We start from the raw sequence: 18,935 nt of genomic DNA, 5'->3' as shown, positions 1-18,935 counted from the left end.
CCAGCCGGTCGCACCGAAGGCGCGGCTTCAAGACGTCGATGGCGGCGCTCCGCGAGCCGTCATGTTCCCGAACGAGGTCGCCAGCGCCCTCTCGATCCGGGCGATCGACTACGCCCAGCTCCGCGCCTTCTATCGGCTCGTGAGAGATCCGGACGGCACGCAAGGCGTGCCGTCCGGGTGGTCTCGGTACACGATCACTGACATGGCGGCCCTGGTCGTAGCCCTCGACCTGTGCGGAGGTCGAGGTGCCTTGGCACCAGGAAAGCACCTGGTGCGGAGCCGGCTAGGCAGGACGTGCGCTGCGCTCTTCCGCCAGGGAGTCGACACCCCACTGCTCACCACGCGGCTACGTCGAGTCGGGCAGAGCTTCCTCGTAGATGTGGATGGCGTGTTGCTAGATCCCATCTCGGGTCAGCTGCGGCTAGCGGTGGCCGTGAGCCACGCGGACGACTACTTCGACGGTGCTCTGCTCAAGGATCCGGCAGTGGCCAGCGCCTTGAGGGTCGAAGTCGAGCGACACCGATCGTCGACGCTCTGATCGTCGGCCTGCGCTCTGCACTTCCAAAGCACCTCGCAAACCGTGGACGGTCCCCGGGACACCTGGGTCAGCCCGCCCAGGGCCTTCCGGGCAGTCCTTCGACCGTGCCCGCATGCGTGTCAGCGAGCGGTCGGCAATGTGCTCTCGATCATGGCGCTGAGCGCGCCTGCAATCGCCCGATCTCGTTCGGCGGTGGCGTGCTGGTAGATCAGCGCCGCTCTGGGGCTGGCGTGGCCCATGCGTGCCATCAGCTCCTTGGTGCTGGCACCCGTCGACGCGGCGAGTGTGTTGCCCGTGTGGCGGAGGTCGTGGGATCGCATGCCCTCGATGCCCACGATTCGGGTGGCGTTCTTCCATTCCGTGTAGAAGGTCCCCCGCCGGAACGGAACGCCACCGGGGCCCGGTATCACCAGTCCCTCGGGCCCAGGCACCGAGTGCTCATCCATGTGGGCAGCGAGGTCCGGCAGGATGGCGGCTGGGATGGCGACCGTGCGGACCCCGGCGTCGGTCTTGGGCGGGCCGGTGATGAGGGTCCCGTCCTTGAGCAACTGGGTCTGCTCGACCACCCGGAGCGAGCCGTGCTCGAGGTCGACTCGCCGCCGCTTGAGTGCCTGCAGCTCGCCGAGGCGCAACCCCGTGAAGGTGGCGAGGAGGATGAGGATGCGGAACCGCGGATGGATGGTGTCGGCGATCTCGTACACCTGCGCCACCGTGGCGATGGGTCGCTCGGCTGGACGTTCGAACCCCGCCTTCTTGAGGATGCACGGGTTCTTGATGATCAGCTCGTCCTCGACGGCGGTGCGCATGATCGTGCTCAGGAGCCGGTACGCCTTCGCCACGGTCGACCGTCCTGGCTTGCCGGCTGCGATCAGGCCGGCGTGCCAGGCCCGGACCCGGGCCGTCGAGAGGCTGCCCAGCTCGACCTCGCCCAGGGTCGGAAGGATGTGCAGCCGCAAGTAGCCCTCGTACAGCTCCTGCGTGCGAGGGCGCAGCTCCGGGCGCAGGGCGAGCCAACCCCAGGCGTAGTCGGACATGGTCATCTGCCCGGGCCCGCGGGTCGATCCAGGCCCCCCGGTCCTGGTCGGTGCGGATCTGGTCGAGGTACCGACCGGCGTCAGCCTTCGTGGCGAACGTCGTCGGCGCCGGGATCAGCTGCCCGACCGCGTCGGGGTAGCGCCTGGTACTTCCCGGACGGGAGCTTGCGGATGCTCCCGAACTGACGCTTGCCTCCCACGCTTCACCGCCTTCCTGCCCGGTGCCGGAGCGCGCACCTAGCGAGGCTCGGTCCAGGTGCGCGGCGGTCGCCCCTCGTAGAGCACGAAGCCGGCCACGCTGTCGCCCTGGTCGATCAGCTCGACGCCGACGTAGGGCGGGTCGGTCTCATCGCCATCGAGAGCGAACACCTCCACCTGGGTCGTCCCACCGTCGGCGGAGGGGCTACTCAGCGTCACGGTGCCGCGCCCGGGTACGCCAGCGATCCGGATCTGCGGGAACCCGTCGGCACCGAGCAGGTCGACGCGGCTCTCGCCGGCGTTCGAGGAGATGCGGACGCGGCCGAAACCGGTCTCGTCGACCACGACGACCCGCCGTGTCCGCACCTCGTCGGCAAGCTGAAGCCGGAGGTCAGTCACCTCGGCACGCAGGCGCGCCACCGCTTCGGCATCGCTACTGGCTCGTTCCCTGCCGCCGCTGGCAGTCGACCGTTGCACCCGGCTCGGGTCGTCTCCGCTGTCTTCAGGGGGACGCGTAATATCACTCATCGTCGGGACCTCCTCGGGGGTTCCGGCCACGGCCCCGGGCAGCACCACCTGCGCCGGGGCCACCTTGATTTTCAATGGACGCCCCATGACAGCACCGGCAAAGGAAATAGTCAACAGCGGACGCCTACCGTGACCCCGATGGGCAGACGGGTCGATGCGGACGACCTGGTGGGCGCAGGGGAGATCGCCGAGCGGCTGGGCCTGGCGCATGTGCCATCCGCGCACAACCTGTTCCGCCGTCATGCCGACTTCCCCGAGCCGGTGGCGACCGTCGGGCGCGTTCGCATCTGGGCGTGGCCCGACGTCGAGAAGTGGGCGAAGGCCACCGGCCGACTCCCCTAGCGCCGTCCCGCCACGGGCGGGCGTCCCGGCCGGATCGGCGGTCGCTGGATGGTGTTCTCCTTCATCCACCGCTGGACGTCTGCCGGGTCGAAGCGGATGAGGTGGCCCCACTTGATTTGTGAGGATCACCGGCGCAGCTCATCCGTTGCGCTGGGCTGCGGGTCGGTGATTGCGAGCGTGACCCGCCACTTGATTGGCTTCGTGCCCTTCGTTCGACTTGTCCGCTCGTGATCGCCGGCCCCGGCCCGGGTCGAGGTGCTGGCCTGATCAGGAGCTTGACCGTCCCGGTGGCAGCCGGGACGTGTCCCATCACAGTCCTGCCGTGCTCGACCCGGACCGGAACCGACTCACGTCCCTTCCGGAAAAGGAGAAACGCATGGCCAGCCTCGCAGACCTCGTCGAGGTCGTCATCGGCGTCGACACCCACAAGCACACCCACACCGCCGCGGTCATCGCCGTGGGCACCGGCGGCCAGCTCGATGAGCTGACCATCGACACCGACCCCAACGGCTACCGCGCCCTCGTCTCGATGGCCGAAGGCCACGGCGGGCTGAGAGCGTGGGCGATCGAAGGGACCGGCAGCTACGGCGCTGGCCTGGTCCGCCACCTCCGTGACCTCGGCGAGTGGGTCATCGAACTGGACCGCCCGAGCCGCGTCGCCCGCCGACACGGCGCCAAGTCCGATGCCATCGACGCGGCCCGTGCCGCCCGCGAGGCGCTGGCACGCGACAACCTGGCCGAACCGCGAGCCCCCGGCGAGCGAGCCGCGCTGGCGGTGCTGCTGGTCGGGCGCCGCTCCGCAGTCGAGGGCGCCGCGGTGGCCAACCGTCAGCTCCAAGCGCTCGTCACCGCTGCACCGGAATGCCTCCGAGCCAAGTTCCGGGGCCAGACCGGCGTCGTCATGGTCGCCACCGCCGCCCGACTCCGCAGCTCGAAGCACTGGGACCTCGAGACCGCCACCACCGCCGACATGCTCCGCTCCCTCGCCCGGCGCTGGCAGGACCTCACCACAGAGGCCGCATCCCATGAGCGCCAGATCCGCGCCATCGTCGCTGACTGGCGACCCGAGCTCCTCGCCGAGTGCGGCGTCGGCCCGATCGTGGCCGCCGTCGTGCTCTGCGCCTGGTCTCACCCCGGCCGGGTCCGCAACGAGGCCGCCTTCGCCATGCTCGCCGGCACCTGCCCCATCCCCGCCAGCAGCGGCCTCACCACCCGATACCGGCTCAACCGCTCCGGAGATCGTCAGCTCAACCAAGCCCTGCACGTCGTGATGCTCTGCCGGCTGCGCTACGACCCCAACACCCGGGCCTACGCCGAACGCCGACGAGCCGAGGGCAAGACCAACCGAGAGATCCAACGCTGCCTCAAGCGCTACATCGCCCGCCACCTCTACCGACAACTCCAAGCTGACCCGCCACCGGCTTGACGATCCATAGGAGCGTCGAACGGGATCCGCCGCTCGTACACGAGCCTCCGGACGTGGCGGACGTTCACGCCGAGATGGTCGGCCACCTGGGTGATGTTGAGCAGCCGAGGCAGCTCCGAGGTGGTCGGTGTGTCGGTCGATGCGCCCATCGGGATCGTCCTTCCGTCGAGTGCGTGCGCCGGGTCGATCGGCGAGAGGTGCGCGCTGGGCACCTGTACGTCTTGACCCACTCGCCTAGGTCCGTTTCGTTGCAGATCCCCTACATGGAGATCCCGAGAACGACCGCTGGCGCCAGCCCGACGACGCCAGCCCGAGGCACTCGGCCCAACCTCGCCGGACCCATGACCCGACCACGTCGACGCAGACGACCACGCCCGATCTGACCGCCAGAGTCCACCACTCACCAGCCATCGCGAACACCTGGACCACGATCCTCATCCCGGTCCACAACGACCCCAATGGCGAACAAGATTGCAACCTTCGGCTGCACGATCCCGGGCACGACGGGCTGATGGCGTGGTTCCGCCCGATGGGCGTGAACGAGGTGGCGTACCACCAGAAGAACGGTCGTCGGCCGGGCCGACGACCACCCCGGCGCCGCCCTCGACTACTACGGCTCCCGAGGCGAGACGCCGTTGCGGTGGGGCGGCGCCGGCGCCACTCGGCTCGGCCTACACGGCGAGGTCACGCCGGGGGCCTACGAGGCCGCGTTCGGTCCGGGCGGCTTCATCGATCCGGTCACAGGACGCCGGCTGGCGGCGACGAAGCGGCCGGGGTTCGAGCTAGTGGTGAGCGCCCACAAGTCCGTCGCCGTCCTCGGCGTCATCGACCGGGCCGACGACATGCACTCGATCCTCGACGTCGAGACGCAGTCGACGAGGGACTGGCTGGACGAGTGGTTCCAGCAGCGAGGCGGCCGCCGAGGCCGAGCGCAGGTCCGCACCCAGACTGGTGGGCTCGTCTACGCCCGGACCCGCCACGGGACCTCCCGGGCGGGCGATCCGATGCCGCACGATCACGTGCTGGTCGCCAACGTGGCCGAGATGCTCGACGACCGAGGCGGGCACAAGGGGCTCGACTCCACCGCCCTGCGCGACACCGGGGAGGCAGCGACCATGGTCGGCCGGCTGCACTCCGCTGCTCGGGCCGTCGAACTCGGCTTCAAGATCGAACCCGACAACGGCCCGTCCGGGAAACTGCGGCACTGGCGCATCGTGGGCGTTCCCGAAGACGTGTGCGACCTGTTCTCCAAGCGCTCGGACGAGATCAGCGCATACCCCGCCGCGACCGGCCACGACAGCTACCGGGCCCGAGCCGTCGCAGCACGGGAGAGTAGCGCGGCGAAGCGGGACACCGGTGTCGACGAGCTGATGCCGCGATGGCGGGCCGAACTGGACTCCGTCGGCTGGTCGGTCGACCGCCTGCTCGAGACACTGGAGACCGCTCGCCGTCCGGACGGGGCGCTCCCCTTCTGGCTGACCGACCAGCAGGTCGAGGACCTGGCGGCCGAGGTCCTTCACACCGACGGGGACCTGATGGCGCGCCACAAGGTCTTCACCCGCACCCAGCTGGTCGCCGTCCTGGCGCCGAAGCTCTACGGCCGGGACCCGAGGGAGCTCGACCGCATCGACCAAGTCCTCGCTGGCCATTCGGTCGTTCCGCTCATCGGCGCCGGGGCTCTGCACGAGCAGGCCTAGGCCACGGTCGAGGTGCTGGCCGCCGAGCAGGCGATCGCCGTCGCCGTCGAGCGACTTGTCACCGCGCCGGGACCGACCATCCCGACGGCCGACGTCGACACGGCCATCGGGGCCAAGGACGATGAGATCGGCCACTTCCTCACACCCGGCCAAGTCGACGCCGTCCGGGCCGTCTGCTCCTCGGGACGGTCGGTCGAGGTGATCGTCGGCGTCGCCGGAGCGGCAAGACCACCGCCCTCGACGCCGCCGCCCCGGCGCTCGAGATCGACGGCTATCGGGTCATCGGGACCTCGACCAGCGGCCAGGCCGCCCGGACCCTCGGGACCGAGGCTCACATCGAGAGCCGCACCATCGCCTCGCTGCTCTGGCGGATCGACCACGACCGGATCGGACTCGACGATCGCACCGTCGTCGTCGTCGACGAGGCCGCCATGACCGCCGATGGTGACCTGCTCCGTCTGGTCACCTCCGTCGAGCGGGCGAGGGCGAAGGTCGTCCTCGTCGGCGACCCACGGCAGCTCTCGGCCATAGGACCCGGCGGTGCGGTCGCCTCACTCCTCGACCGGCACCCGGAACTGCTGACCACACTCGACCGCAACGCCCGCCAGCGGGACCCGGCCGAGCGAGCTGCGTTGGCGGAGCTGCGCCATGGCTCGGTCGAGCGGGCCGTCGATTGGTACTTGGCCCGGGGTCGCACGACCCTTTCGACCAACCGCACCGAAGCCCTCGCGGGGATGGCGGACGCCTGGGCGACCGACGTCGACGCCGGGCACGACACCGCCCTGATGGCTTGGCGACGGGACGACGTCCGCGACCTCAACCGGCTCGCCCGGGACCTGCACCGGGACCGAGGCCGGGTGTCGGGACCTGAGCTGACCGCTCCCGGAGGCCGCCGCTACGCCGAAGGCGACCAGACCGTCGTCCTCGCCCCGCTCCCGGATCACGGCCTGGTCACCAGTGAGCGCCTCACCGTCACCGCCGTCGACGTCCGTACGTCACGCCTTGGGCGCGGTAAACGGTGACGGCGTCGACGCCGACCACCTCGACCACGGCTACCTCGCCGCCGAGACGAAAGATGGACGCGAGGACGTGGGCTCGGTCGTAGGTGGCGCGCCGCTGGCGGCGGTCGAGAGCTCGCCTACGTGGCGATGAGCCGCGCCCGCCACGGCACCACTCTCCACGCCGTCGCCGACGACTTCGATCAAGCCCGCCACGACCTCGGCGCCGACTGGAGCACGCACGCCATCAGCGCTGGATCGCAGAGTCAACCGCCCCTCCTTCGCGCGATGTCCCAATCGCCGGGAGGGTGTCGAGGACGCTCAGCGCCGACCAGGGCATCGGGCTCTAACTACAGCGCTGGTTCATGGCGCCAGAGCCCGGGGATCGGTACGACGTCGTTCGCCAGATCTCCCCGATGCAGTCAAGGAAGGTCATGCGAAGGTCGGTCGGCTCCGTCGAACTCCCCGGACACCAGATGTATGCTCCATAGATGCAGCCGGGGGCGACAAAATCGTGCTTCGTAGTTATGCCCATCTCGGTCGCGCCCCATCTCTCTGATCGGTATGGGAGTCGCATTGATCACTTCGTGAAGATTGCTGACGCTCTCATCGCACCGGCAGTAGAGAAGGCGGGTCTTACGCTGATGCCGACGGTGAGGTCGGGAACTGAGAATATTCAGGCGGCTATCATCAACGACCTAAGAGATGCAGATTTGGTCCTTGCGGACCTATCAGCACTCAACCCAAATGTCTTCTTAGAATTGGGTATCAGGTCGGCGCTGGATAAGCCAGTCTGTCTCGTGTGGGATGGCCTTGACATCCTGCCCTTCGACACTGCGACGCTCAACGCGCACAAGTACGACCCGCGACCAGTCTACGAACTGAACCAAGAGATCGATCGACTGTCGGATTTTATAATTGCCACGCTCGAGAAATCCGATGGACGCAATGAGCTATGGCGCTTCTTTGGGACGGCGTCGGATGCTCTACCGGCTGCCGAGTTGGACCCATCGGACGCCTCCCTTCACTCAAAGGTAGACCGCCTGGCGGAGATCGTCGAACGGTATGCCGAAATCAGTTCTCCGAGCGTCGACGCCGGTCTCATCGCGAGTCTTGTGCGAGAGCTGCGGATCGAACTAGAGGAGTCCGGCCCGCACGGAGTCCACGGGAGTCTAGTTCGTAGGCGCTTTCGGCGCGAGCTGGGGGCAAGTTACGAGGTGTTTCTCCAGGGCCTTCCACTTCACAAAGCGCTAATTGAGCAAGGCCTGCCTGTCAGGGCTGACGGCAGTGGCAACTTCATCCTCGTCCATCACCTTTCAACAGGCGACGGCGATGAGTAGTCAATTCAGATGACAAGCCAATCTCATCAGCGTTGAAGCTGATCAGTCGAGTCGGCGCTCCACCGACGGGCGCACAGGTTCACGGTCTCGGACCTGTTGCGCGAGCGCACCCGGTGGATGAGATCGATGCATTCACTCGCGTCCGCCTGCTCGTCGTCCGTCTTCCCAGACCTCGAACCGGGATCTGATAGGGCGGTGGGGCGCAGACGTCGCTAGACGGCGAAGGCGCCCTCGTCCCAACTTCAGGTGAATCGTGGGAGCAGCAAGCGGAGGCGGCCGGGCGCACCCACATCACGCGTCCCATCTGATGGCATGCTGATCATGTGAACGCCGAGGATCTTCCAGCACTTCATCGAGCAGCCGACGAAGTGTCGCAGCGAGAGCAGGATCGATTCCTGCGCCTCCAGCAAGCAGAACTTGGGGCTCTTCTCGCCTCAGCCGCAGGAGGGGCCCTCTCGTGGCACACCGGGAGCATCAACATCGCAGCGTTAGTGGGCGCCACAGCCCTCCTGATCGCGGTCGCTGTGCGAGGCTACGTCGCAACCGCTCATCCGGAGCGCAGGTGGTACGACGCCCGGGCGCTAGCAGAGTCGGCGAAGACTCTCTGCTGGCAATACGCCGTCGGCGGAGAGGCATTCCATTACAACGATGAGACCGCCCGCAGCCGATACCTCGAGCGCATGAGGGCTCTCCTCGAGAAATTCCCTCACCTTGATATCCCTGCCGGGGCCTCCCCGGCGGCCCAACTCTCACCGGCAGTCGAGGACCTTCGACAGTCCGACCGCAGCGTTCGTCAGGCGAGCTATCGAGACGATCGTGTGCTCGACCAGCAGCAGTGGTATTCGAACGAGGCGAACCACAATCGTAAGCGCGCACGGCAGTGGGGCAGCACCCTGTTCGCTGCGGAGGGCGCAGCCGCGCTCCTGGGCCTCTTGCGAGGTCTCGGGCTAATCGATGTCGACTGGTCGGGAGTGTTTGTCACCTTGGCTGCGGCAATCCTCGCCTGGCGACAGACTAAGCAGTTTGAGTCTCTGGCCGAGTCTTACTCAGTGACGAGTCATGATGTGTCGGCGCTACTAGCGTCAATCGACACCGCAACGTCCGAAGACACCTGGGCGACCATCGTCCACGACAGCGAGGCGGCATTCAGCCGAGAGCACACTGTCTGGCTAGCCCGACGTCAAAGCGCGTCTCAGGATTGACACCGCCGTCAGGAACACGGCGAACTCCTGACGCGCAGAGCGGATGTCGATCCCTCGGCGGGTTCCATCGAGTCGCGCCGGCGGGCCGCAGCCTCGACCCAGGCGGCGATCGTCCCATCGCTGGGCGGAGGACCGTACGACCGCGCATAGCCGGCATCGGTACCGCCCTCCTCGTTCATCACCAGGTTGAGTTCTAGGCGTGGTGGCAGCCTCTCGAACCCATTCTCGGCAGCAGTCGGGAGTTGCACAGCAATGAGACCCCCTCGCGGATCACCTGTGTTGGTCTTGAGGGTGGCTGCAATTTCCCAGTCGACGTAGCGCCGGGCCCACGTGCACTTGCCGATCAAGACCACAGTGCACGAGGTGCCGGCAAGCTTTCTCTCGCGAATCCGCCGCATCACGTAGTCGCTGTCGCCGCTTTCGATCTTCTCTGCGTAAGTCTCGCCCTCTTCGGCAATTCCCAAGGTCCGAATCTCAGAGAAGTACTGCGCGTAACGCCTGCAGAAGACGGTGACCTCGAGTTCATCGTCGGCGTGGTAGGCGACGAAGATCTTCCGCTTAGCCATAGTTGCTACCTTGCGTCCCGTAGGGAGGCGTGAGCCTCAGTCATATCCTGCAGCACAATCCGCTGCACTTGCGGCGCAACCCTCCAGGCCGGGGCATCAGCAGTGAAGCCCATTTGTACTCGCCGTTGCTGGTACAGGGCTTCGTTGTTGCGGATCGCCGGCGTGAAGCGAACCCAGACGCTCACCGGCAGGCCGGACTCAGCTGCAAATGCGGCCAGTCGCTTGGCGATGATCCTCAACTCAGGCGCAGCACCACCCTCCCATCCAGGGAGGTCAGAGGAAACGGTCAAGTCCGCGTGATCGGAGTGCAAGGACCAGCTGATCTCGACCGATCCCTCTAGAACTCGCTTGCCATTCTTGGCAACATAGATGCCAACCTCATCAAGCCACCTAGCGCCGACAGCGTCGATGACCGTCTTGCGAAGGCCTTCATCGATTCCGGCCAACGTCAGGAAGATGTCAACTTGATCGAGTAGCGCCTCGGTGCGGGTGTAGGTGTAGGTGCGAGGAGGGGACACTCAATCCTCCAGATACGACATGTTCGAGGCGAGCCGTTGCTGCCAGCTCGCTGAGGCCAATTCGACAACTGATTGGCCACCCTTGCGAGATCCAGATCGCAGGTCCTTATGAAGCTGTGCCCCGGCCGACCCAGGGTCCTTGACGAGCGAGGCCAGGTCGGCGGCGAGACGCGCAATGCTCCTTCGCGCTCGGCTCGCCTGGATCTCGGCCCGGAATTCAGCGAAGAACGCCACCGGCGCACCGGGACAGGCGGTCAACAGCTCCTCTACCTCCGCTTCGTTGATCAGGTCGGCAAGCATGGTCACCACGATCGCAAGGCGCTCGTTCTCCGTAGGGTCCCATGTGAACGGCCGCATGCGACCTGGACGGCGCAGCGGAGGGTAGAGCTTGCCAAGGTCGTTACCGGTGACGATCACGGGCACTCGGCGAACTTCGCTGTCTGCAGTCTCCGTGGGTGAGTCAGCCAGGTGCATCACCTGCGCCAGCACCTGCTGATGGTTGACCGTCCCGGTGCTGTGCTCCCACTCCCCGACGGTCGTGTCGAAGTCGTCGATCAGGAGGACCGCGGGCAATCCTTCCCTCCCCCAGTTCCCAGCCTCGACATACTTGGCCAGCACCATTTTGCCGGGCTGACCAGCACGATCGCTCTCGAGATCGGCAGCGTTGATGGAGATGACTTCCACTCCTCGCCTCTCCAGGTGGGTGCGGGCCTGGAAGCTCTTACCGTCACCGGGGCGACCGAAAATGCCGAGAACGAGCGGCCAGCTCTGCACCTCGGCGAGGTTCATCACTAGGTGCTGATCGATCTCGTCGGCGAACCGCTCCGGTACGTGCACCTCGGTCACAAGAATCTCCGTCCGTCCTCAAGCCGCTTCGACCATACAGGGGGGGTGTGACAGTCAGCGGACGAGATCGACCGACTCGGGCAACCTCGGAGCGGCTGCGCAGTCAGTCGCCGGCCGTGGCGCGAGGTTCGATTAGGACGTCGTAGGACCACAGCCGCTGCACGGCGCCTTCACGGACGGGGTACCTGGATGAATGGACGTCCACGGGTCGCTCGATGAAGTGGCCCCGCGCCCTCTCCGTGGGTTGATCCTTGCCATCGACTCGCTCGAGGTAGCCGGTACGGCGCAACTTGGCGAGAACCGTGCTAGTCCCCATCGGCGGGTCCGTCACCGCACCGAGGTCGGACACCTTGATCCACTCGGGCTGATCGCAGGGATCATCTGGCGAGGAAGAACTAAACGCCGGCGGCCGGCCGCTCAGGACCGTCCAGAGGAGCGCGTCGTCGCAGTGGGCGTGCAGCTCACCTGAGACGCCCCAGTACCACTCCAGCCGCTCTCCTCGAGACGCCTCTCGATGTCGCCGCTCCTGCCGGGCACGGCCCGGAAGTAGCGGCTCACCTTTGAGGGCGAGAAGCTCACCCAACCTGTCGCAGGGTCATATCCCGACATGGCTACGGACGCCGCATGCGGCTTCGTCGGCGCTGGATGCCCCATTGCTTGCATCCCTCGACCTGAGCGCCCCAGAACATCAACGCCTCATCCGCTCTGGAGCGAGAGCCGCCTCGTCCGTAGGGATCCGGGAGGCCGTTCACCTTGAAGTACCCACCGCCTGGTCGCGCCTCACGTGGTGGCCCAACGTGCACCACCAGTGCGTCCATCGGCGGCAACTCTCGCTCGATGCATCGGTCGTGGAAGGCCTTCATGAACTGGGTCACCGAATCCGGGTCCTTTGTGTAGGAGACGGTGCTGCCGCGGTCCTCGGCGGCGGTGGTCACGAACGCGATCGCATCGTCGACCTGCTGATCAGTGAAGTCCATGGTCCCTCCCCTCCTCGCCGCACAATTCTTGCACGCCGACCTGTCCCGTCGCGACGGGTGAAGGCGACCATCTGGGGCCACAGGCGTGCCAGATGCGTGCCAGATCGGACGGAGAACAGTGGTCTTTCACGGGTAGGGGCGGACAGCGCTCACCACGTCTGACCTGGGGATACTCGCGTCGGAGGTGGTCAGGAGCCCGTCGGCCTAGTTCCCAAGCTGAGAACGCGCAGGCGCTCGGCACATGCATGGGACCTCCAGGATCACGAGCCAGTCCCAGCACGTGGATGAGGGGCCGCGACGAATGAGCACAGCAATTGCGAGACCAGGTCAGGGGGTCACAAGCGTGGCCGCGAGCGCCATCCGATGGTCCTTCGATCATGGCGGCCCAGCGTTTTCCGGGGGCCGCGGAGGACCTCCTCGCTCGCTTGCCCAGCACGCGGGCTGCTTCGGCTTCAACGTCGTCCTTGGCTTCGTATAGGTGGACGTCCAAGCTGCGCTCATGGGCCAGGTCGACCAGCACCTGGCGATACATGACGGAGTCGGCGCGGCTCTCGTAGGGCACCCGGCGTTGGGTGGCGATGTCGTCGGGGAAGTCGGCGGGCCAGGCTCGGAGCGAGATCGAGACGATCGGTTCGGGCAACGCGGTCGCGAGCTCGTCCACTGCTGCTGAGGTTGCTCGGACCGCGGAGGCTCGCACGTCCGCCACCAACGCGGCGAGAGCGTCATCGTCGAGAGGGTCACCCTGCCGGTGGAGGAGGTGTGGGCCGCCCTCGTGGTGGATCGGTGCCGTCGGCATGCCGGGTTCGATCAGCTCGATCCGGCGACGGTCCACGACCTGGTGGTCGGCCGAGGCCGTGACGGCTACGGCCCAGCCGAGGTGATGGGCGATGCCGAGACGCACGCCCCGATTCTGCCTCGGCCCATCCGACGAGACAGCCTGAACGCCAGCGTTGGGATCCATCGCCCGTCGGTGGGGCCACGACGCAGCCCGGGGGGTCAGCCGGCGGGGCGGTAGGTGCAGATGTGGACGCCGGTGTCACTGGTGATGGTCGACACCAGCTCCAGGGGGCGAGCTTGGCCGTCGTCGGGGAAGAGGCGCTTCCCGCCGCCCAGGGTCACCGGCTCGATCATCAGCCGGTACTCGTCGACCAGGTCGTGCTCGATCAGCGCGCCGGCGAGCGTCGGGCTGCCCATCAACTGCAGGTTGCCACCCTCCTTGGCTCGCAGGTCGCGTACGGCGCCGACCAGGTCGTCGGCCGGCAGCAAGGTCGAGTTCGACCATTGGAGGTCGGCCTGGGTCAGCGTCCGGGAGGCGACGTACTTGGGGATGGCGTTCATCTTGTCGGCGAAGGGGTCGCCGGCCCGGTCCGGCCACGCACCGGCCATGGTCTCCCACGTCCGCCGGCCGAAGAGCAGCCCGTCGGTCTGCTGCATGACCTCGTCGAGCACGGGCCCCATGACCTCGACGTCGAAGTAGGGCATCGACCAGCCGCCGTGCTCGAAGCCACCGTCGGTGTCCTCCTGCGCCCCACCAGGGGCCTGGACCACGCCGTCGAGACTCATGAACTCACTGATGACGATCCGCATGTCTCGCTCCTTGGGTACCGATGTCGGGGGCTTCGACGGTTCCGCCCCCAGGATCTCATCGGGGGCCGGTTGCGACGAGGGCCCGGGAGCGAGTGGGCTGCCCTCGTGGAGGACGCCGAGCCGATCACGACCGCCTCGAGGGGCACCGCCACCGGCCGCTCCCGCTCCCGCCGCGGACCGACCACCGGTGGACCGACAACCGGTCCTCCGCCGCCTCGGGGCGCGCCCTGGCCTGACGACCACGAGCCGACGCCGTTCCAGCGGGCGGTGGTCGCCGCCGTGGCCGCTCTGGAGCCGGGGGAGCTGGTGACCTACGGCGAGCTGGCCGAGGAGCTGGGCCGCCCGGGCGGAGGCCAGGCCGTGGCCAACGTCCTCCGCTCCGCACCCGGCCTGCCGTGGTGGCGGGTGCTCCCGGCCGAGGGCCGCCTGTACCGGACCCACGCCCCGAGCCAGGCCCCCCTCCTCCGGGCCGAGGGGCACGAGGTGGACGAGCACCGGCGCGTCCACGCCGGGCCCGGTCGATCAGGGCGGTGAGGGCTGGGTGAGCTCGACCACGTTGCCGTCGGGGTCGCGGTAGCGGGCGCTGGTGCCCCACGGCTCGGGTCGGGTCAGGTCGGCTGGGCGAGGATGACGTGCTCGAGGCCGGGGCGGTCGGGGGCGTCGCGCACCTCGATCACCTCAAGGCCGGCGGTGGCCAGGTCAGCCTCGATCTCGGGGAGGGAGCGGAAGCGGAGGGTGGAGTCGGAGATCAGGGTGGCGTCGTCGGAGAAGGCGCAGTGGTGGCGGAACGACACCAGAGGGAGGTCGACGGCGGTGAGCTCGACCCACGTCTCGACCGACCCCTCGGGCAGGGCCACGCGACGCCGGGTCGCTTCCGGGGTCCAGTCCTCCCACGCCCGGCGCTCGGGGCGGCGCACCTCGAAGGCCAGCGATCCGCCGGGCGCCAACCGGGAACGGGCCCCCGCCAGGACCGCTCGCCACTCGGCATCGTCCAGGAAGACCATGGCCACGTTGCCGGTCATGGTGACCAGGTCGACCTCCATCTCCGGGACGTTCGCCAGGTCCCCGAGCACCCACCGCACCCGCGACGCGTGAGGCTTCCGCTGAGCCACCGCCAGCGAGGCGGCGGCCGGGTCGACCCCCACCACATCGACACCCCGTCCGGCGAGGAGCGACGCGAAGCTGCCGGTCCCGCACCCGATGTCGAGCAGTTGTTGAGCACCCCGCTCGGCGACCACCGCCAGGTAGAGGTCGAGATCGGAGCGGTCGTCGTCCACCGCGTCGTAGATCTCGGCCAGCCGGGGATGGGCGAAGATAGCGTCGGCCACACCACATCCTCCTGGATGCTCCCCTGGCTCGGGCTCACTCGCCTCCCAAGTCATGCGGGAGGAGCGGGTCGAACTACTCGCTTGCGGGCCAGGAGGTAGGCCTGATCCTGAGGCTCGGGGGGGATCGGGTTGCGCGTCATCCTGGCGATGACGTCGAGCCCCGCCGTGTCGAGCGCATCCGAGACCGCATCGGGCGACAGGTGGTAGACGTCGTACGAGACGGCGTGGCCCTAGGCATGCTCCAGGTGCACCCGCTCGATCTCGATCGGAGCGATGGGAACCAGGTGACCCACGGCCCAGATCAGCCACGGGTGGCAGAGTGCGTCGGTCCGGAGGATGCGTACTACCGTGAAGAGTGAAGCCGACGGGCGGTCGGCTCGGGGAGGCCCAGCGACGTCGGGCGAGGTGCTCAACCGCATCGGGTGACGGGATGGTGGGGTTTGATCACCTCGTTGACGAAGGCGCCCACCGACTCCGCGGCGCGTAGCGCCGTGTACGTCGCCTCCTCGACGCCGGCGTAGGCGTACAGGCCGGGGCCGACGAACCGGACGAAGAGATCCTGGGTCCTGGGGTCGTACCCCACCGCGGCCACGGCTGAGGAGTCGACCGGGTGCATCGTCGGCACGGCGCGGAGCCTGCGGTCGGGACCAGCCACGGGCCCGCCCTACCCGCGGCGGCCGGCGTCACGCCTGGCGGCGGTGCCGTCCACGTCCGTGCCCGCCCCGCTGCCACCCCCGCGGCGCCCCCTGGCTGGAGGGCCTGGCCGAGCGGACCGACCTGCGTCACCCTGGCCGTGGGTGACCCCGCAGACCTGGGCCCCGCCCTCGACGCCGGAGGCCAGGCCCTGGGGCCGGGTGTGGGCGGTCAGGGCGACGGCGGTTGGGTGAGCTCGACCACGTTGCCGTCGGGGTCGCGGTAGCGGGCGCTGGTGCCCCAGGGCTCGGCCCGCGGCGGGTGGAGGACCTCGGCCCCGGCGGCCACGGCCCGGCGGTGGGCCGAGTCGATGTCGTCCACGGCCAGGCTGACCTGGGCCCCCGAGGTCCGCCCGCCCTGGCGGGACTCGTACAGGGCAAAGTGCAGGAACGCCCCGTCCCGCCAGGTGACCGCGGCGTGGCGGCCGCTGATCCACCGGTCGTCACCGCCGTGATCGCCGCCCTGGTGGTCGGAGAGGTGCAGGTCGAGGCCGAAGCCGTCCCGGTACAGGGCCATCGAGCGATCGAGGTCGGCCACCTCCAACACCACGGTCACCAGCCGGCCACCCGCCTCCCCGGCGGTCACAGGAACGGCTCCGACAGCTCGTGCTGGAGGAAGACCAGGTCGAGGCGACGACCCCACTTCTCCCCCACCCCGGGCATGCGAGCCACCTCCCGGAAGCCGAGCCGCTCGTGGAAGGCGATGGAGTCGGTGTTGGTGCCATCGGCGCCAGCCACCATGACCCACCGACCCTCGGACCGGGCCCGATCAGCCAGGGCCTCCAGCAGGGTCCGACCCACCCCCCGGCCCTGGTGGCTGGCAGCCACATGGAGGGTGTGCTCGACCGTGCACCAGTTGCCCGGGTAGTGGGCGTTGTCGCGGAACGGGCCGTAGGTGGCCCACCCCACCACCTGCCCGCCGTCCACCGCCACCAGCACCGGCCACCCGTCGGCACGCTTCTGCCGCAGCCACTCCGCCCGCTCCTCCACGGTGTGGCGCACCTCGGTCCACTCATAGGTGGTGGTGTCGAGCAGGGCGTTGTGGATCTCGGTGATGGTCGGGAGGTCACCGTCGGTCGCCGGCCGGATCTCCACGTCCGATTTGCTGCTGCCCATGGCCCCTCCCTCCGGCTGAGCGGATGGTACCCAGCCCCTCCCGCCCCATGGTGGCCTCGCGAACGCCAGGACGGCCGGGCCACCCGACCACACCCGGTCATGAGCCAGTCGCGCCGAGGGCGGTGACGCCACGGAGCCGCCGCCGCTCGGCCGTCCGCTTCAGCACCACCGACGCCGGGCTGGACACGCCACGACCGCGACAGTCGCGATGAGTTCGGGGCCGGCATCCCGTCGGATGGACGACACCCTGTCGACCATCCACCTGAGGAGACGACCATGCCCGCCCGCGACGCCCGCACCCGAGGGTGCCCCCTGTTGGATCGACCTGTTCACCTCCGATCCCGACGCCAGCCGCGCCTTCTACGGCGAGCTGTTCGGCTGGACCTCGGAGGTCGCCGGCGAGGAGTACGGCGGCTACATCACCTTCGCCCGGGACGGCGTGGCCGTCGCCGGGGCCATGGCCAACGACGGCACCTCGGGCACGCCGGACCTGTGGTCGGTGTACCTGGCCACCGCCGACCTCGACAGCACCGCCGAGAAGGCGGCCGCCCACGGGGGCGGCGTGATGGTGCCGCCCATGGACGTCGGCGACCAGGGCCGCATGGCCGTGCTCACCGACGCCGGGGGAGCGGCCGTGGGGGCCTGGCAGCCCGGGGCCCACAAGGGCTTCGGCGTCTGGGCCGAGACGGGGGCGCCGAGCTGGTTCGAGCTCCACACCCGCGACCACGCCGCCACCGTCCGCTTCTACCAGGACGTCTTCGGCTGGGACACCCACATCACGAGCGACACCGACGAGTTCCGCTACGCCACCCTCGGCCAGGGCGACGGGCAGCTGGCCGGGGTCATGGACGCCAGCGCCTTCCTGCCCGAGGGCGTGCCCGCCCACTGGTCGATCTACTTCGGGGTCGACGACGCCGAGGCGTCCCTGGCCCGCATCGAGGAGCTGGGGGGCAAGGTGGTGCTCCCGGCCGAGGACACCCCCTACGGCGTCCTGGCCCAGGCCGCGGACCCCACCGGGGCCCTGTTCAAGATCGTCCAGTGACCCGGCCGGGGACCCGGGCGCCCGCCCCGGTCCCCGGCCGTACGCTCGGTCCCGTGACGCGAGCCGAGCTCTCCCCCGCCGCCCCCGGGACGGGCCGGGCGGGGCCGCGCTGATGGCCGCCCGCCGGGCGCTCACCGCCGTGCTCCTCACCCGCCACCCCGACCTGGACGACATCGAGGCGGCGCTGGCCGCCGGGCGGGTGCGGGTCGACGGCGTGGTCATCACCAACCCCCGCTCGCAGGTCCGCCCCGACGCCCGCATCGAGGTGGCCACCCCCCGCACCCTCCAGGGCACCCGCAAGCTGGGCTTCGCCCTCGACCACTTCGGCGTGGACGTCGCCGGCCGGGTGGCCCTCGACGTGGGGGCCTGCACCGGGGGGTTCACGGTGGCCCTGCTGGAGCGGGGGGCCCGCCTGGTCCACGCCGTCGACGTGGGCTTCGGGCAGCTCCTCGGCTCGCTGCGCCAGGACCCCCGGGTGCGGAACCTGGAGCGCACCAACCTGGGGGTGCTGACCCGGGACCACCTCGACGAGCAACCCGACCTGATCGTGGTCGACGTGTCGAACCTGGCCCTCGCCGCGGCAGTGGCCCAGCTCACGGCCAACCTGGACCCCGCCCCCGGCACCGAGCTGGTGGGCCTGGTGAAGCCCATGTTCGAGCTGCGCCGGGCCCAGCCCCCCACCGACGAGGCCGAGCTGGCCGAAGCGGTGGCCCGGGCCGCGGCCGGCGCCGAGGAGCACGGGTGGGACGTGCTCGGGTCGGTGCGCTCGGCGATGACGGGCCACCGGGGCGCCGTCGAGCACCTGCTGCACCTCCGGTCCCGCCCCCGCCCGGAGCCTGACGCCTGACGGCCGGGATCTGACGGCCGCCCGCCGGGACCCTGACGACCTGACGGCCGGTCGGGCCTGACGGACCTAACGGACCTGACGGCCAGTCGGCCGGGCGGCAGGGAGGCAGGGAG

At 68.9% G+C, this 18,935-nt stretch carries 21 protein-coding genes and 1 pseudogene; 10 read left to right on the top strand and 12 right to left on the bottom strand.

The window, feature by feature from the left end:
- Positions 1-61: 61 nt before the first annotated feature.
- On the top strand, positions 62-538 hold the full coding sequence (locus tag VEW93_11065; protein HYI62329.1) for a hypothetical protein: 477 nt from the start codon (positions 62-64) through the stop codon (positions 536-538).
- A gap of 119 nt (positions 539-657) precedes the next feature.
- On the opposite strand, the gene VEW93_11060 is transcribed toward VEW93_11065, so the two are convergent.
- Together VEW93_11060 and VEW93_11055 are read right to left on the bottom strand one after the other, a co-directional pair.
- Positions 658-1,572 carry a tyrosine-type recombinase/integrase gene (locus tag VEW93_11060; protein HYI62328.1) on the bottom strand — a complete coding sequence of 305 codons (915 nt, stop codon included), beginning with the start codon at positions 1,570-1,572 and terminating at the stop codon, positions 658-660.
- Between the two features lie 237 nt (positions 1,573-1,809).
- A complete protein-coding gene (locus VEW93_11055) occupies positions 1,810-2,412 on the bottom strand; it encodes a hypothetical protein (protein HYI62327.1) in 603 nt (200 codons plus the stop codon).
- A 24-nt stretch (positions 2,413-2,436) separates the two neighbouring features.
- Here VEW93_11055 and VEW93_11050 point away from each other — a divergent pair, with 24 nt between their 5' ends.
- The 6 genes and pseudogenes from VEW93_11050 to VEW93_11025 all read left to right on the top strand — a co-directional run bounded on the left by VEW93_11050 (position 2,437) and on the right by VEW93_11025 (position 9,303).
- On the top strand, positions 2,437-2,640 hold the full coding sequence (locus VEW93_11050) for a hypothetical protein (GenBank protein HYI62326.1): 204 nt from the start codon (positions 2,437-2,439) through the stop codon (positions 2,638-2,640).
- A gap of 322 nt (positions 2,641-2,962) precedes the next feature.
- A complete protein-coding gene (locus VEW93_11045) occupies positions 2,963-4,066 on the top strand; it encodes an IS110 family transposase (GenBank protein ID HYI62325.1) in 1,104 nt (367 codons plus the stop codon).
- 599 nt (positions 4,067-4,665) lie between these two features.
- Positions 4,666-5,763, top strand: a pseudogene (gene mobF, locus VEW93_11040) (MobF family relaxase).
- Between the two features lie 173 nt (positions 5,764-5,936).
- Entirely contained in the window at positions 5,937-6,785 is an 849-nt protein-coding gene (locus tag VEW93_11035) for an AAA family ATPase (GenBank protein ID HYI62324.1), read from the top strand.
- Positions 6,786-7,348: 563 nt separating this feature from the next.
- The gene (locus VEW93_11030; protein ID HYI62323.1) at positions 7,349-8,101 is read left to right on the top strand and encodes a hypothetical protein; all 753 of its coding nucleotides are present in this window, start codon (positions 7,349-7,351) and stop codon (positions 8,099-8,101) included.
- A gap of 323 nt (positions 8,102-8,424) precedes the next feature.
- Complete coding sequence (locus VEW93_11025; protein HYI62322.1) at positions 8,425-9,303, top strand: DUF4231 domain-containing protein; 879 nt, start codon at positions 8,425-8,427, stop codon at positions 9,301-9,303.
- Between the two features lie 8 nt (positions 9,304-9,311).
- Here VEW93_11025 and VEW93_11020 read toward each other — a convergent pair whose 3' ends face one another.
- The 6 genes from VEW93_11020 to VEW93_10995 all read right to left on the bottom strand — a co-directional run bounded on the left by VEW93_11020 (position 9,312) and on the right by VEW93_10995 (position 13,797).
- On the bottom strand, positions 9,312-9,869 hold the full coding sequence (locus VEW93_11020; protein ID HYI62321.1) for a TIR domain-containing protein: 558 nt from the start codon (positions 9,867-9,869) through the stop codon (positions 9,312-9,314).
- A 5-nt stretch (positions 9,870-9,874) separates the two neighbouring features.
- Positions 9,875-10,387 carry a hypothetical protein gene (locus VEW93_11015; GenBank protein ID HYI62320.1) on the bottom strand — a complete coding sequence of 171 codons (513 nt, stop codon included), beginning with the start codon at positions 10,385-10,387 and terminating at the stop codon, positions 9,875-9,877.
- On the bottom strand, positions 10,388-11,233 hold the full coding sequence (locus VEW93_11010; GenBank protein ID HYI62319.1) for an AAA family ATPase: 846 nt from the start codon (positions 11,231-11,233) through the stop codon (positions 10,388-10,390).
- Between the two features lie 103 nt (positions 11,234-11,336).
- Positions 11,337-11,816, bottom strand: a complete 480-nt coding sequence (locus VEW93_11005) for a hypothetical protein (GenBank protein HYI62318.1) — start codon at positions 11,814-11,816, stop codon at positions 11,337-11,339.
- Positions 11,817-11,844: 28 nt separating this feature from the next.
- Entirely contained in the window at positions 11,845-12,210 is a 366-nt protein-coding gene (locus VEW93_11000) for a hypothetical protein (protein ID HYI62317.1), read from the bottom strand.
- Between the two features lie 996 nt (positions 12,211-13,206).
- Positions 13,207-13,797 (bottom strand): dihydrofolate reductase family protein, encoded by a 591-nt coding sequence (locus VEW93_10995; protein HYI62316.1) that lies wholly within the window; start codon positions 13,795-13,797, stop codon positions 13,207-13,209.
- On the opposite strand from VEW93_10995, the gene VEW93_10990 reads away from it, so the two are divergent.
- Positions 13,705-14,331 carry an MGMT family protein gene (locus VEW93_10990; GenBank protein HYI62315.1) on the top strand — a complete coding sequence of 209 codons (627 nt, stop codon included), beginning with the start codon at positions 13,705-13,707 and terminating at the stop codon, positions 14,329-14,331. The genes VEW93_10995 and VEW93_10990 overlap by 93 nt on opposite strands.
- Before the next feature lie 74 nt (positions 14,332-14,405).
- Here VEW93_10990 and VEW93_10985 read toward each other — a convergent pair whose 3' ends face one another.
- From VEW93_10985 to VEW93_10970, 4 genes are all read right to left on the bottom strand, one after another.
- Complete coding sequence (locus VEW93_10985) at positions 14,406-15,125, bottom strand: class I SAM-dependent methyltransferase (GenBank protein ID HYI62314.1); 720 nt, start codon at positions 15,123-15,125, stop codon at positions 14,406-14,408.
- 409 nt (positions 15,126-15,534) lie between these two features.
- On the bottom strand, positions 15,535-15,780 hold the full coding sequence (locus VEW93_10980) for a KTSC domain-containing protein (protein HYI62313.1): 246 nt from the start codon (positions 15,778-15,780) through the stop codon (positions 15,535-15,537).
- A 209-nt stretch (positions 15,781-15,989) separates the two neighbouring features.
- A complete protein-coding gene (locus VEW93_10975; GenBank protein ID HYI62312.1) occupies positions 15,990-16,403 on the bottom strand; it encodes a VOC family protein in 414 nt (137 codons plus the stop codon).
- Complete coding sequence (locus VEW93_10970) at positions 16,400-16,933, bottom strand: GNAT family N-acetyltransferase (protein ID HYI62311.1); 534 nt, start codon at positions 16,931-16,933, stop codon at positions 16,400-16,402. The genes VEW93_10975 and VEW93_10970 overlap by 4 nt, the downstream gene beginning before the upstream one ends.
- A 235-nt stretch (positions 16,934-17,168) precedes the next feature.
- Here VEW93_10970 and VEW93_10965 point away from each other — a divergent pair, with 235 nt between their 5' ends.
- Both VEW93_10965 and VEW93_10960 read left to right on the top strand, forming a co-directional pair.
- Positions 17,169-17,975 (top strand): VOC family protein, encoded by an 807-nt coding sequence (locus VEW93_10965; GenBank protein HYI62310.1) that lies wholly within the window; start codon positions 17,169-17,171, stop codon positions 17,973-17,975.
- A gap of 112 nt (positions 17,976-18,087) precedes the next feature.
- Complete coding sequence (locus tag VEW93_10960) at positions 18,088-18,822, top strand: SAM-dependent methyltransferase (GenBank protein HYI62309.1); 735 nt, start codon at positions 18,088-18,090, stop codon at positions 18,820-18,822.
- The last annotated feature ends 113 nt before the right edge of the window (positions 18,823-18,935 follow it).

The organism is Acidimicrobiales bacterium (assembly GCA_035630295.1).
Lineage (GTDB): Bacteria > Actinomycetota > Acidimicrobiia > Acidimicrobiales > Iamiaceae > Iamia.
Note: the sequence above shows the minus strand (reverse complement) of the source record. Positions and strands in the feature narration are given on the sequence as shown.

Excerpts from the sequence above, each read along its gene's own strand:
- VEW93_11000 (HYI62317.1), bottom strand. The coding sequence starts at position 12,210 with ATGGACTTCACTGATCAGCAGGTCGACGATGCGATCGCGTTCGTGACC.
- VEW93_10970 (HYI62311.1), bottom strand. The coding sequence starts at position 16,933 with ATGGGCAGCAGCAAATCGGACGTGGAGATCCGGCCGGCGACCGACGGT.
- VEW93_11060 (HYI62328.1), bottom strand. The coding sequence starts at position 1,572 with ATGTCCGACTACGCCTGGGGTTGGCTCGCCCTGCGCCCGGAGCTGCGC.
- VEW93_10995 (HYI62316.1), bottom strand. The coding sequence starts at position 13,797 with ATGCGGATCGTCATCAGTGAGTTCATGAGTCTCGACGGCGTGGTCCAG.
- VEW93_11050 (HYI62326.1), top strand. The coding sequence starts at position 2,437 with ATGGGCAGACGGGTCGATGCGGACGACCTGGTGGGCGCAGGGGAGATC.
- VEW93_10965 (HYI62310.1), top strand. The coding sequence starts at position 17,169 with ATGGACGACACCCTGTCGACCATCCACCTGAGGAGACGACCATGCCCG.
- VEW93_10960 (HYI62309.1), top strand. The coding sequence starts at position 18,088 with ATGGCCGCCCGCCGGGCGCTCACCGCCGTGCTCCTCACCCGCCACCCC.
- VEW93_11020 (HYI62321.1), bottom strand. The coding sequence starts at position 9,869 with ATGGCTAAGCGGAAGATCTTCGTCGCCTACCACGCCGACGATGAACTC.
- VEW93_11065 (HYI62329.1), top strand. The coding sequence starts at position 62 with ATGTTCCCGAACGAGGTCGCCAGCGCCCTCTCGATCCGGGCGATCGAC.